The organism is Schumannella soli (assembly GCF_006517435.1).
Lineage (GTDB): Bacteria > Actinomycetota > Actinomycetes > Actinomycetales > Microbacteriaceae > Schumannella > Schumannella soli.
Window position 1 is genome coordinate 1,005,741 of record NZ_VHQG01000002.1, and the last position, 12,747, is coordinate 1,018,487.

Here is a 12,747-nt window from a genome sequence, read left to right on the forward strand (position 1 = left end):
GAGACACCATGGACGTTCTGCCCACCCTCTGGTTCGTCGTCATCGCCGTGCTCTGGACCGGCTATCTGCTGCTCGAGGGCTTCGACCTCGGCGTCGGCATGCACATGCTCGTGAGCGCCCGCGGCGACAAGGAGCGCCGGCTCATGCTCAACACGATCGGGCCGGTCTGGGACGGCAACGAGGTGTGGCTGCTGACCGCGGGCGGCGCCACGTTCGCCGCGTTCCCGCTCTGGTACGCCTCCCTGTTCTCGGGCCTCTACATCCCGCTCGTGATCGTGCTGGTCGCGCTGATCTTCCGCGCCGTCGCGATCGAGTACCGCGGCAAGCACCACTCGCTGCGCTGGGGGCGGGCGTGGGATGTCGCGCTCGGACTCGGGAGCTTCGTCGCCGCCTTCGGGGTGGGGGCGATGCTGGCGATCACGACCACGGGTCTGCCGATCGACGCCAACGGCGACCGGGTGGGCGGCGCTTTCACCTGGTTGAGCTGGCAGGCGGTCGTCGGCGGGCTCGCGGTCGTCGGCTTCTGCCTGGCGCACGCGGCCGCGTTCCTCGGGCTGAAGACCGAGGGGGAGATGTCGACGCGGATGCGGCGCTTCTTCCGCCGCGCGACCGTGCCGCTGCTGATCCCCATCGTGGTCTGGGTCGTCGCGGTGCAGCTCGCCGACGGCAATCCCTTCAGCTGGGGTCTCGTCGTCGTCGCGGCCGCCGGCGCGCTGGTCGGCGTGCTCGGATCGCGGCGGGGGAGCGACGGGATCGGCTTCCTCGGCATGGCGATCTTCCTGGTGGCGGGCGTCGCCGCGATCTTCACCGCGGTGTACCCGGTCGTGCTGCCCTCGAGCCTCGACCCGGCCGACTCGCTCACGGTCGCGAACGCGTCCAGCGGCGACTACACGCTCGGCGTCATGACCGTCGTCGCCGCCTTCGGGGTGCCGCTCGTGCTCGCCTCGCAGGGCTGGACGTACTGGGTATTCCGCCGACGTCTCGCTGTGCACCACATCCCCGACGCGCATCCGGTCGTCGCCGCCGTGCGCCGATGAGCGACACCGCCGACCGCGCGCGCCGTGCCGAGACCGGCATCGGGCGGGATCCGCAGCTGCAGCGCGAGCTGCTGCTGCGCGACCGTCCGCGCCTCGTCGGCCTCACCCTGCTCACGCTGCTGCGCGCGGCGGGCGTGCTGCTGATCGCGGAAGGTCTCGCCCGCGGCATCACGGCGGCGGTGGCCGGAGACGCCGGGCCGGTGATGGATGCGCCGCTGCTCCTGCTCGCCGGCGGCATCCTCGCGCGAATCGTCGCCGAGTGGGCGACCCGCGTCGTCGCGGCCCGCACCGGATCGGGGATCAAGGCCGAGCAGCGCCGCGGGCTGCTCGGCGCTCTGCTGCGGCCCGGGGTCGACACGCCCCGGGTCGCCCTGCTCGCGGGGCGTCGCCTCGACGAGCTCGACCGCTACTTCCTCGACGTCGTCCCGGCGACGCTGGGGGTGGCGGTGGTGCCGGCGGCGGTGCTCGTGCGGGTGCTCGGCGCGGATCTGCTCAGCACGATCATCCTCGTGCTTACGCTGCCGCTCGTGCCCGTCTTCCTCGCCCTGGTGGGGATGCACACGCGCGACGAGGTCGCGCGGGCCTCGACGGCACTGGACCGGCTGGCCGCGCACCTGGTGGAGCTCGCGCGCGGCCTGCCGGTCATCGTCGGACTCGGGCGGCTCGACGAGCAGCGAACGGCGCTGACGGGGATCGCCGAGCGCCACCGGCGGGCGACCGTGCGCACCCTGCGCACGGCGTTCCTCTCGGCGCTCGTGCTCGAGCTGATCGCGACGATCTCGGTCGCGGTCGTCGCGGTCGTGATCGGCATCCGTCTGATCGGCGGTGCGCTTCCGCTCGAGACGGCCCTGCTCGTGCTCGTGCTCGCCCCCGAGTGCTTCGCGCCGTTCCGCGCCCTCGGATCGGCCTTCCACGCCGCGGAGGACGGGCTGGATGCGCTGCGCCGCGCCCGGATGCTCATCTCGGGCGGGCGGGAGCCGGAGCAGATCGTCGCACACCGGGTCGCACTCGACGATGCGGATGCGATGCCCGCCGTTCGCCTCGCCGGCGTCAGCGTCACGTACGTCGAGCCCCGCGAGAGCGAGGAGGCCGAGCGGAACGACCCGACCACACCGCACCCTCCGGTCGGTCGGACTCCGGCTCTCGCCCGGATGGACGCCGAGCATCGCGGCCCGGGCCTCATCGCCGTGACGGCGCGCAGCGGCGGCGGCAAATCGACCCTGCTGACCCTGCTCGCCGATCGTCTCGCGCCCGAGGCGCTCGTTCTCGGCGAGGTGACGACGCCCGCGCCCGCCGCGGTCGCCCGCCAGCATCCGCGCACGACGGAACCGCGGGTGCTCGACGAGCTGCTGCTCTGGTCGGACGGCGCCGAGGGCGCCAGCCGGGCGATGGCCGAGCGGCTCGGTCTGCTCCCGCTTCTCGGGCACGACCCGGCGACCCTCAGCCCGGGCGAGCTGCGACGCCTCGCGGTCGCCCGCGCCGCCCTGCGCCTCGACGCCGGCGCGCGGATGGCCGTGCTCGACGAGCCGAGCTCGCAGCTGGATGCGGCGAGCGCCGCGACGGTGCGCGGGCTGATCCACGAGCTGGCCGCCGAGCATCTCGTGGTGGTCGCGACCCACGACCCGCTGCTGGTCGCGCTGGCCGACCGGCGCTGGAGCCTCGACGACACCGCCTCCGCGATCCCGGCGACGACGGCCGACGAGCCCGGCTCGCTCGCCGCCCGCGGTGCGGAGGCCGGCACCCCGAGCGCGGTGCTGCCGACCGCGATGGCGGCGCGGGAACGGCAGGCTCAGCCCGCGGATCGTGCGATATCCACGGCGCACGAGGCCGAACCCGACGACGAGACCGCACTCCGGGCATCCCGGCCGCGGCTCGCGGCGATCGCCACCCTGCTGGCTCCCGAGCTGCCCCGCCTTCTCGTCGCCGCGGTGCTCGGCGCCGCCGCCACCGCCTCCGCCGCCGCACTCACCGGAGTCTCGGGGTGGCTGATCGTGCGCGCCGGCGAGCACGTGGCGATCATGTACCTGCTCGTCGCGATCGTCGGAGTCCGCTTCTTCGGCATCGCGCGAGCTGTGCTGCGCTACCTCGAGCGGCTGTTCGGCCACGACGCGGCGCTGCGCGGGGCGGCCCGCCTGCGCGGACGGCTCTGGTCGGCGCTCGCGGCGCTCGGTCCGGGCTACCGCCGCGCGACGCGCTCGGGCGAGACCCTCGACATGCTGGTCGGGGTCGCCGACACCGTGCGCGATCTGCTGCCCCGCGTCGTGACCCCGGTGCTCGGCGCCGCTCTGTCGCTGGCAGCCTGGATCGCCGCCTCCGCGATCGTGCTGCCGGACTCCCTCGCCGTCACGCTCCCGGCCGCGCTCTTCGCCCTCGTCGCCGCCCCGGTGACGACGCTCCTCGCCGACGGCGCCGCGACCCGACGGATCGAGGTCGAACGCGCCGAGCTGCTGCGCGGCGCCGCGACGGCCGGCGACGCCGCCGACGAGCTCGTGCCCGCCGGTCTCGCCGACCGGGCGCTGACCGCACTGCGGGGAACGGCATCCCGCCTCACCCGCGCCGAGCACCGCGGATCGTTCGCCGCGGGAGCCGGCTCCGCGGTCGTGCTGGCCGCCCTCGGCGTCGCGACCGTGCTCCTGCTCGATCTGTCGGCGCGCGCGGTCGCGGCCGGCTCGCTCACCGGCCCCTTCGTCGCGGTGCTCGCCCTGCTTCCGCTCGCGCTCATCGAGGCGGGGGAGTCGGCTGTCGACGCGGCGCGGCGCGCTCCGGCGCTCGTCGACGCACTGGGGCGCATCGCGGCCGTGCCCACGGGCTCGACGGCGGAACCCACCCGCTCGACGCGCCGCGCGTCGGCGACGACGACCGTGCACGACGCCCAGCTGCCCGCCGGCGACGCGATCGCGGCATCATCCGGGCGCGATCTCGACGGATCGCCAGCGCTCGTGCTCGACGGCGTCGCGCTGCGCTGGCCCGGCGGATCGCGTGTCGTCGACGGTCTCGATGCGGTCGCGACGCCGTCCCAATGGCTCGTCGTCGACGGGCCGTCGGGGTCGGGCAAGTCGACGCTGCTCAGCGCGGTGCTCGGCCAGCTGGCACCCGAGGAGGGGCGCATCCTCCTCCCTGAGACGCCGACGACGGCTGCGCCGGCGAACCCCGCGTCCCCGCACGAGGGCCCGCGTGTCACCTGGGCTCCCCAGGACGCGCACGTCTTCGATGCCAGCCTGAGGGCCAACCTGCGCCTGGGTCGCCCCGCCGCCGACGCCCCCGATGACGACGAGCTGATCGAGGTGCTGCACCGGGTCGGACTCGGCCGGGTGCTCGACGCCCGCGACGGGCTCGACACGCGGGTCGGCGCCGGGGGAGCGGCGCTCTCCGGCGGAGAACGCCAGCGTCTCGCGGTCGCCCGCACCCTGCTCAGCCGCGCCGACGTCGTGCTGATCGACGAGCCGACAGCGCACCTGGACGCCGCGACCGCATCCGCCCTGCTCGCCGAACTGCGCTCCGCTCTCGACGGGCGCATCGTCGTGCTGGTCTCGCACGACCCCGGGGCCGCCGAGCCGGGAGATCTGCGTCTGACGCTCGGAGCCGGAGCGACGCACCGCCAGCCGCTGCTCGTCCTCTGAGCCGACGACGGCACCGCACTCGCGCGGTCCCGTCGTGCGGAGCGATCCCGGGTCGCCCCGAGTCGTCACGCCGGCTCGCTGCGGGCCGGTTCTGCGCAACCCGCCAGTCGATGCGGAGCGCCAGCCCGGCGTCTCGAAACACGATGTTCACGCCCATGCACCCGACGTAACAGACGCGAAACACGCGGACATCCCCGGCGAAACCTCAACTGGTCAGACTGACCGGCGTACCCGAGGCCACTCCGCTCCCTGCAGGCGGACGCTCCGGCTCACGGTGCGTTCCTTGCTAAGTGAGAGAGGTAACACGATGGATCAAGGCAATACCGCCTTCGTGCTCATCTGCGCAGCGCTCGTGCTGCTCATGACCCCGGGCCTGGCCTTCTTCTACGGAGGACTCGTCAAGGCGAAGAGCGTCATCTCGATGATGATGATGAGCTTCGGCGCGATCGGTCTGGTCGGAGTCCTGTGGGTCGTCTACGGCTACGCGATCGCGTTCAGCAACAACGTCGGCATCGACGGGGTCTTCGGCCTCGACATCAACGCGCTGTTCCTGAACAACCAGCTCGAGGTGCCGAAGGACGCGGCGTTCCCGCCGATCGCCTTCGTCTCGTTCCAGGCGACGTTCGCGATCATCACCGTCGCGCTCATCTCCGGCGCCATCGCCGACCGCGCCAAGTTCGGCGCGTGGATGATCTTCGCCGGCATCTGGGTCACCATCGTCTACTTCCCGGTCGCGAGCTGGGTCTTCAACTTCACCCTCGGCAAGGACGGCTCGATCGTCGACGGCGGCTGGATCGTCTACGGCCTCAGCCAGACCCCGCTGGGTGTCGGCGTGATCGACTTCGCGGGTGGAACCGCCGTGCACATCAACGCCGGTGCCGCCGCCCTCGCCCTGGCGCTCGTGCTCGGCAAGCGCGTCGGCTTCACCAAGGGCGCCTACGCCCCGCACAACCCGCCCTTCGTCCTCCTCGGCGCCGGTCTGCTCTGGTTCGGCTGGTTCGGCTTCAACGCCGGCTCGGAGGTCGCCGCCGACGGCGTCGCCGCCGTCGCCTTCCTCAACACGATCGTCGCCCCGGCCGCCGCGCTGCTCGCCTGGATCGTCGTGGAGAAGATCAAGGACGGCAAGTCGACCTCGGTCGGCGCCGCCTCGGGTGCCGTCGCCGGTCTCGTCGCGATCACCCCGGCCTGTGCCGCGCTGACCCCGGGCTGGGCGATCCTGCTCGGCATCGTCGCCGGCGCCGTCTGCGCCCTGGCGATCGACCTGAAGTTCAAGCTCGGCTTCGACGACTCGCTCGACGTGGTCGGCGTGCACCTGGTCGGCGGTCTCATCGGAACGCTCTACCTCGGCATCTTCGCCAACGGCACCGGCCTGATCTTCAGCGGCAGCTTCAACCAGCTCGCCGTCCAGGCGATCAGCGCCCTCGCGGTCCTCGTCTACAGCTTCGTGCTGGCCTTCGCGATCGGCTTCGTGATCGAGAAGACGATCGGATTCCGCATCAAGAACGAGGACGAGGTCGCCGGCATCGACCAGGCGGTTCACGGCGAAGAGGGCTACGTCCTCACCGCCGAGCGCTGATCCTCAGCTCTCCCTGCACCGGCGCCCCGGCTCTTCGGAGTCGGGGCGCCGTCGTGTGCGCGCGTGCTCGACTCGGCGATCGACCGCGAAGCGCGGGTCGCGGGTCGCGGGTCGATTTCCCGTCGGATGTCCGGCATCCGCGACCGCGTCGCGGCCGGGCCGCGGCGTCCGCCCCGCCTAGGGTCATGACCGGGAGGTCGCGGCGATGATCTGGACTCTGCCGGCCGCGATCCTCGCCGCCGCTCTGCTCGCTCTGGCGGGCACGCTGCTCGTCCGCGCCTCGGTGCGGATCCGGTTCTGGGTGCCCCTGGGCGCCGGCCTGCTCGCGGTGCTCGTGACGGCCGCTCTCGCCGCGGCGCTGGGCGGGATCTCCCCGCTGTTCGGCGCCACGATCGCGAGCGGCGCCGCGCCGATCGCCGTGCCTCTCGCGGCCGCGCTCTCGCGCGGGCCCCGAACCGGAGTCCGCGAGCACATCGCCGTCGCCGTCTGGGCCGCCGTGATCGTGCCGCTCGCGATCGTCGTGCCCGCGCGGATCGTCGCGACGTGCCCGCCGACGTCCTGCGTCGTCGAGGACTTCGGAGGAGCGCTGCCCTTCGTCGTCGCGGTCGGGGGCTTCCTGCTCGTGCCCTCGGTGGGCACCATCGGGCTCAACCGGCTGCGCAACGGCAGCGGCAGCCGGCTGATCGACCTCGTCGCCGGTCTCGCCGTGGTCCCGCTCTTCGCCGTGTGGCTCGCGGCCGCCGAGGGCGACGTCGACGACTACACGAACGGGCTCGTCATCTCGGGTCTCGCCGCGCCGGCGCTCGGCGCTCTCGGCTGGCTCACCGTCGACCGTCTGCGCGGTGTACGGGCCACGACCGGACGGGCGCTGCGGATGGGCGCGATGGCCGGGATGGCGGTGATCCTTCCCGGAGCCGCGGCCATGACGCCACCGTGGCTCATCGGACTGGGCTTCGTCGGTGGCTGCGTCGGCGCCCTCGCCCACGACGCCCGCGCCATCGTCTCCGCGCCGGAGGCCCTTCGCGCCGCCGTCACGGCGCTGACCCTCGGCGCGGTCGGCATGGTCGCCCCCGGCATCCTCGGCACGGCGATCGGCTTCGTCTTCGCCGCCCGCACCGACGTCACGGGGTCGCAGTTCGTCGCGACCCTCGCGGTCGCCGCGGGCGCGACCGCGCTGTCGCTCCCCGTCGCCGTCCTCGGCCGCCGCCGCGGCCGCTGACCGGACGACCGCCGACGGCGCAGCCCGGCACGCTGCCCGGCGCCGGTGCGAAGATCGCCGGGTGAGCGACGAAGCCCTCCGCAGCACGACCGTCACCTGGACCGACCCGAGCACGACAGCGTCGGAGATCCGACGGCTCTCGGGCATGGAGTACCTGCAGCGGCTCAGGGATCGCACCCTCCCGGCGCCGCCGATGGGGTCGCTCATCGATGCCGAGTTCGCCGCGGTGGAGCCCGGTCGCGTCGTGATGAGGGCGACGCCGGGGGAGCAGCACCTCAATCCGCTCGGCACGGTGCACGGCGGCTTCGTGTGCACGCTGCTCGACACCGTGGCGGGATGCGCAGCGCACTCGGTGCTCGAAGCCGGGGTCGGCTACACCTCGATCGAGCTGAAGGTCAGCTATCTCCGAGCGGTCGCGCCCGACGGTCGGCCGGTCACGGCGACCGGGACGGTCACGAAGGCCGGCTCCCGCGTCGTGTTCGTGGATGCGGTGGCCGTCGACGCCGAAGGCCGCACGGTCGCGACCGCATCCTCGTCACTGCTCGTGCTCCGCTGACGTCCGGATCGCCTCCGAGGGGCCGGGATCGAACCAGCCACCCCGACAACGAGCGAAGGCCCCCGATTCCTCGGGGGCCTTCCTGCTGTCGTCACCGACTGCGGTGGGCGATACCAGACTCGAACTGATGACCTCTTCCGTGTGAAGGAAGCGCGCTACCAACTGCGCCAATCGCCCGTCGGGATGATTCTGCCACACCTCGGAGACCGTTCCCGACCATCCGCGTGAACAGCGTGCGCACGGTCCGCGACACGCCCGGGTCTACCCGTTTTGGACACCCGCCGCGGATCGGGTACAGTCATTCTCGCCCCGAGGGAAACCGCGGGGAAATGCGGATGTGGCGCAGTTGGTAGCGCACAACCTTGCCAAGGTTGGGGTCGCGAGTTCGAGTCTCGTCATCCGCTCGAGTGAAGGCTCGCGGTCCAACGGGCCACCTGGTGGCGTGGCCGAGAGGCGAGGCACCGGCCTGCAAAGCCGTTTACACGGGTTCGAATCCCGTCGCCACCTCGCTCTCAACTGAATAGCCTGTTTAGGCGCGATTGGCGCAGCGGTAGCGCGCTTCCCTGACACGGAAGAGGTCACTGGTTCGATCCCAGTATCGCGCACCCCAAACTCCCCTGGATTTCCAGGGGAGTTTCGTTATTTAAGGCCTCTGAAGCGCCGATTTTCGCGCTATTCCTGCGTAGTGGCTTTAGAGCTCGTGCAACGAGACAGTTCCTCGGCGTGGCGAAGCTGGAAGATGCCCGGCGGCGAACAACACTGCAGGCGACAGATCGGGTGCCTTCGGCTCACGAGGCGGCGCGAATCCCAGCTCGAATGGGGACGGGCCGTTTCGCCATCACCCCGGCCGCTTGAATGCCGCGCACACTCCCAAGGGCTGTTCTATGATCATAGAACAGCCCTTGGTGAGGAGTAGCCATGACCGTCGTCGAAGACCTTCGCCGTGCACGGGCCACCAGCCACACCACGCTCAGCCAACTCGCCGAGCTCACCGGCCAGACACGCTCGAACCTGTCGACCCTGCTTGCAGGTACCCGAGACCCGCAAGCGTCGACCATCGAGCGAGTCGCCAACGGACTCGGGCTCACCGTCATCGCCGCGCCCCTCGGGAACCGTGCCACCGTCGCACAGCTCGTCGACCGCATCGCGGACGCCGTCAGCACCGGCAACACCTCTCGCGCGTACCGGTCATACATTCAGATCGCGGACAATCTCGAGGCCGCCGACCCATTCACCCGGATCCTGCTCGCCGCCCAAGAACCCGCGTCGATCGACGCCCGCTACGACGCCGCAGTAGCCGCAGTCGTCGACTGGCGACTCAGCGCCGCCGGTCTGCCCACCCCGCACTGGGCCGCCAACCGCTCGGGCGACCCCGAAGACCGCTGGCGCATCCCCGCCGAGTTCGACGACGACCAGCTCCCAGACGCCGCCGACGTGCCCGACTCATTCCGCAACCGCGGCATCTGGATCGACGCAAAAGAGCTGACCAGCGCATGAGCAGCGGAGAACTCAGCCGCGACGACATCATCGCCGGCCTCCAGGACATCATCGCTGCAATGCGCGCCATGAAGCAGAGGGGACGCATCCGCATCGTCGGCGGTGCCGCCATCTGGCTCGGACACTCCGCCCACCGCGAAGCCACAGTCGACGTGGACGCGCTCATCACACCCCGTGACGAAGTGCTCACCATCGCTCGTACTGTGGCGACCCGCCGCGGCTGGCCCGACGACTGGATCAACGACGCCGCAGCGCAGTTCCTCCCATCCGGGATGGGGCAACCGGCTGGCTGGATCAGCATCTTCGACGAAGACGGCATCATCGTGGAGTACGCCGACGACCGCACCCTGCTCGCGATGAAGATGCAGGCCGCCAACCGCCGCGGTCGCCGGGATATGGCCGACATCCTCGCCCTCGTCGCCAAGCTCGGCATCCGAGACGCCGACGAAGCCGAAGAAATCTACGGCAACTACTATCCCGGGGACGCGCTCACCGAGCGCGCCAGAGTGCTGCTCGACAATGCCTTCGAGCAGGGTATTCCCGACATCGAAAACCCAGACCCAATCCCGCCGCTCGGCTAGCCGTCGTCGGGCACCCGACAGCACCCGCCAAACCGAGAAGGTCAGGACGGTCGCGCAGCAGCAAGCGGGCGATCTCAGTATCGCGCACCCCGATTCCTCGAGATGGCTCGAGACGGCTTGCTCGAAGTTCATGAAGCCCCTGGTTCGCCGGGGGCTTTCGTCGTCTCCGGGGCGATCCGCGCGCTCTCTGAGATCTTCCTCAGACGAGCGCGCTCGGATCACGCCCGGCGTCCAGAGCGGCTCTCCTAGCCTGCGAGCACGCCATCGATTCCCGTCCTCCTCAGCATCTGGGGCTTCGACCCCGTGGCCGCGACCGTCATCGTCGTGGCCGCCGCGGCGTACCTGATCGGCGTCGCGCGGGTGGCTCGGGCCGGCGGGAGATGGCCGCTGCACTCGACAGCGCTCTTCGTCGCCGTCGGCCTCGGGTCGTTCGCGGCGGTCTCCTTCGGCGTGCTCGGAGTGCTCAGCGCCGATCTTCGCTGGGCCTTCACGACCCGCGTCGCGCTGCTGCTCGTCGTCGTGCCTGCGGCGATCGCCGCGGGTCGCCCGCTGGCGCTGCTCCGTGCCGCCTCGGGGGAGCGGGGCCGGGCGCGACTCGATCGAGTGCTCGCGAGCCGCGTCGTGCGCCTCTTCGGCAACGCCATGTTCGCAACGCTGTCCTCCGCGGCGGTGTTCACACTGTTCCTGACGCCACTGGCGGGCATCGCGCGAACCTCGCCCGCGACCGAGGACGCGCTGACCGTGGTCGTCCCGATGCTCGGACTGCTCATGGTGCTGCCGATCGCCGAGGATGCCGCGGCGCGGACGTCGCTGTTCATCACCGTCGAGTTCCTGCTCGCCTTCGTCGAGCTGATCATCGACGCGATCCCCGGCATCGTGCTGCGCATCACGCCGGCCGTGCTCGACCAGGTTCCGCGTGCGGCGGCCCTCGCCTCCTGGTGGCCGAGCCCGCTGCGCGACCAGCAGCTCGCCGGCGACCTGCTGTGGTTCATCGCCGAGGTCGCCGACGTGCCGATCCTGATCGTGCTCGGTATCCGTTGGGCCCGCTCCGACCGGCGCGAGGCGAGGAGCTACGACGAGCTCAGTGACGAGGAGCTCGCCGAACTCACCCGGCAGCACCTGCACGGTCCGCGAGCCGCGCCCGACAGATGAGGCACGCGGGCGGGGAGGCGGACCGCGGCCGAAGGGCGCTCCGCGATGGTCGTGACCGCCGCGCACATCCGTGCGATCCCGACCGAGCAGCACGGCCGCGCACTACGCTGATCGCGACCGGCGGAGCAGCCGAGCGGAAGGAAGACCGATGGCACTGGGCAGGGAATTCGTCGCCGACTGGATCGCGCGCAGCGCGCAGGCGATCAGCGAGCACCGCAGCGAGCTCATCACCCTCGACCGGGAGATCGGGGACGGCGATCACGGCGAGAACATGGATCGCGGTTTCACCGCCGTCGCCGTGAAGTCGGGCGACCTGCCCGCCGACGCGACGCCCGGCGATGTGCTGAAGGTCGTCGCGACGACGCTCATCTCGACCGTCGGCGGCGCATCGGGTCCGCTGTACGGCACCGCCTTCCTCAAGGGCTCGCAGGCCGTCGCCGACCAGTCCGAACTCGACGGAGCGGCGCTCGTCGCCTTCCTCACCGCCGCCCGCGATGGCATCGTGCTGCGCGGCAAGGCCGAGGTCGGCGACAAGACGATGATCGACGCCTGGACCCCTGCGGTGGATGCCGCGGCAGCAGCTCAGGCGGAGGGCCGGAGCGAGGCCGAGATCCTCGCCGCCGCCGCGGACGCGGCTCAGACGGGCGCCGAGTCGACCGATCCGCTCGTCGCGCGCAAGGGCCGTGCCAGCTACCTCGGCGAGCGGGCCATCGGGCACCGCGACCCGGGTTCGGTGTCGACTACGCTCATCCTGCGCGCCGCAGCCGACGCGGCGGCCGCCGCGTGACCGTCGGTCTGGTCATCGTCTCTCACAGCGCGAAGATCGCCGAGGGCGTCGTCGAGCTGGCCGGCCAGATGGCCGACGGCGTGACGATCGTGGCCGCCGGCGGTACCGACGAGGGCGGCATCGGCACGAGCTTCGACAAGGTCGGCGCGGCGATCGAGGCCGCCGAGTCGGGCGACGGCGTCGTCGTGCTCTGCGACCTCGGCTCGGCCATCCTGACGACGGAGACGGCGCTCGACTTCCTCGATGACAGCGCCCGCGCGGGCGTCGAGATCGCGGACGCGCCGATCGTCGAGGGCGCCGTCGCCGCGGCCGTCGCCGCGCGCACCGGGGGCGATCGCGCCGCGGTGATCTCGGCCGCGGCCAGCGCGAACGGGGCCACGGCCGACGTCTCGGACGCGGTCTCCGCCGCCGGCGCCGTCGCGAGTTCCGACCCGGATGCGGGATCCGACGCGACGTCGTCCGACGTCCACATCCGCCGCGTCACCCTCGTCAACGGCAGCGGCCTGCATGCGCGACCGGCCGCCGAGTTCGTCAAGGCCGCGAGCGCCTTCGAGGCCGTGATCACGGTGGACGGCGTCGACGCGACGAGCCTGCTGCGCATCATGGCGCTCGGGCGCGGCAAGGGCAGCGAGCTCGAGCTGACCGCCGAAGGACGCGACGCGGATGCCGCCCTCGACGCCCTCGTCGCGCTCGTCGAGTCGGGCTTCGGCGAGGACTGACCG

The 12,747-nt window shown here is 71.9% G+C and carries 10 protein-coding genes and 4 tRNA genes; 13 read left to right on the forward strand and 1 reads right to left on the reverse strand.

The genetic code is table 11. From position 1 onward, the window contains the following. The first annotated feature begins 8 nt into the window (after positions 1-8). From cydB to FJ657_RS10350, 5 genes are all read left to right on the forward strand, one after another. Positions 9-1,037 carry a cytochrome d ubiquinol oxidase subunit II gene (gene cydB, locus FJ657_RS10330; RefSeq protein WP_141163549.1) on the forward strand — a complete coding sequence of 343 codons (1,029 nt, stop codon included), beginning with the start codon at positions 9-11 and terminating at the stop codon, positions 1,035-1,037. Further along, on the forward strand, positions 1,034-4,657 hold the full coding sequence (cydC, locus tag FJ657_RS10335) for a thiol reductant ABC exporter subunit CydC (RefSeq protein ID WP_141163550.1): 3,624 nt from the start codon (positions 1,034-1,036) through the stop codon (positions 4,655-4,657). Before cydB ends, cydC begins: the two co-directional genes overlap by 4 nt. A gap of 307 nt (positions 4,658-4,964) precedes the next feature. Next, complete coding sequence (locus FJ657_RS10340; RefSeq protein WP_141163551.1) at positions 4,965-6,233, forward strand: ammonium transporter; 1,269 nt, start codon at positions 4,965-4,967, stop codon at positions 6,231-6,233. A gap of 205 nt (positions 6,234-6,438) precedes the next feature. After that, a complete protein-coding gene (locus tag FJ657_RS10345) occupies positions 6,439-7,452 on the forward strand; it encodes an ammonium transporter (RefSeq protein WP_141163552.1) in 1,014 nt (337 codons plus the stop codon). Positions 7,453-7,513: 61 nt separating this feature from the next. Further along, entirely contained in the window at positions 7,514-8,008 is a 495-nt protein-coding gene (locus FJ657_RS10350) for a PaaI family thioesterase (RefSeq protein WP_255447256.1), read from the forward strand. A gap of 104 nt (positions 8,009-8,112) precedes the next feature. Here FJ657_RS10350 and FJ657_RS10355 read toward each other — a convergent pair. Further along, positions 8,113-8,185, reverse strand: a tRNA-Val gene (locus FJ657_RS10355). Positions 8,186-8,339: 154 nt separating this feature from the next. Here FJ657_RS10355 and FJ657_RS10360 point away from each other — a divergent pair. The 8 genes from FJ657_RS10360 to dhaM all read left to right on the forward strand — a co-directional run bounded on the left by FJ657_RS10360 (position 8,340) and on the right by dhaM (position 12,744). Continuing rightward, positions 8,340-8,412: transfer RNA gene (locus FJ657_RS10360), tRNA-Gly, on the forward strand. A gap of 32 nt (positions 8,413-8,444) precedes the next feature. Beyond that, positions 8,445-8,515 (forward strand) — tRNA-Cys (locus tag FJ657_RS10365). 26 nt (positions 8,516-8,541) lie between these two features. Then, a tRNA-Val gene (locus FJ657_RS10370) sits at positions 8,542-8,613 on the forward strand. Positions 8,614-8,926: 313 nt separating this feature from the next. Next, complete coding sequence (locus tag FJ657_RS10375; protein WP_141163553.1) at positions 8,927-9,505, forward strand: helix-turn-helix domain-containing protein; 579 nt, start codon at positions 8,927-8,929, stop codon at positions 9,503-9,505. Continuing rightward, positions 9,502-10,086, forward strand: a complete 585-nt coding sequence (locus FJ657_RS10380) for a hypothetical protein (RefSeq protein ID WP_141163554.1) — start codon at positions 9,502-9,504, stop codon at positions 10,084-10,086. The genes FJ657_RS10375 and FJ657_RS10380 overlap by 4 nt, the downstream gene beginning before the upstream one ends. 303 nt (positions 10,087-10,389) lie before the next feature. Beyond that, the gene (locus FJ657_RS10385) at positions 10,390-11,238 is read left to right on the forward strand and encodes a cytochrome c oxidase assembly protein (protein WP_255447257.1); all 849 of its coding nucleotides are present in this window, start codon (positions 10,390-10,392) and stop codon (positions 11,236-11,238) included. 148 nt (positions 11,239-11,386) lie between these two features. Beyond that, entirely contained in the window at positions 11,387-12,025 is a 639-nt protein-coding gene (gene dhaL / locus FJ657_RS10390; protein ID WP_141163555.1) for a dihydroxyacetone kinase subunit DhaL, read from the forward strand. Continuing rightward, the gene (gene dhaM / locus FJ657_RS10395; RefSeq protein WP_141163556.1) at positions 12,022-12,744 is read left to right on the forward strand and encodes a dihydroxyacetone kinase phosphoryl donor subunit DhaM; all 723 of its coding nucleotides are present in this window, start codon (positions 12,022-12,024) and stop codon (positions 12,742-12,744) included. The genes dhaL and dhaM overlap by 4 nt, the downstream gene beginning before the upstream one ends. Positions 12,745-12,747 lie beyond the last annotated feature (3 nt).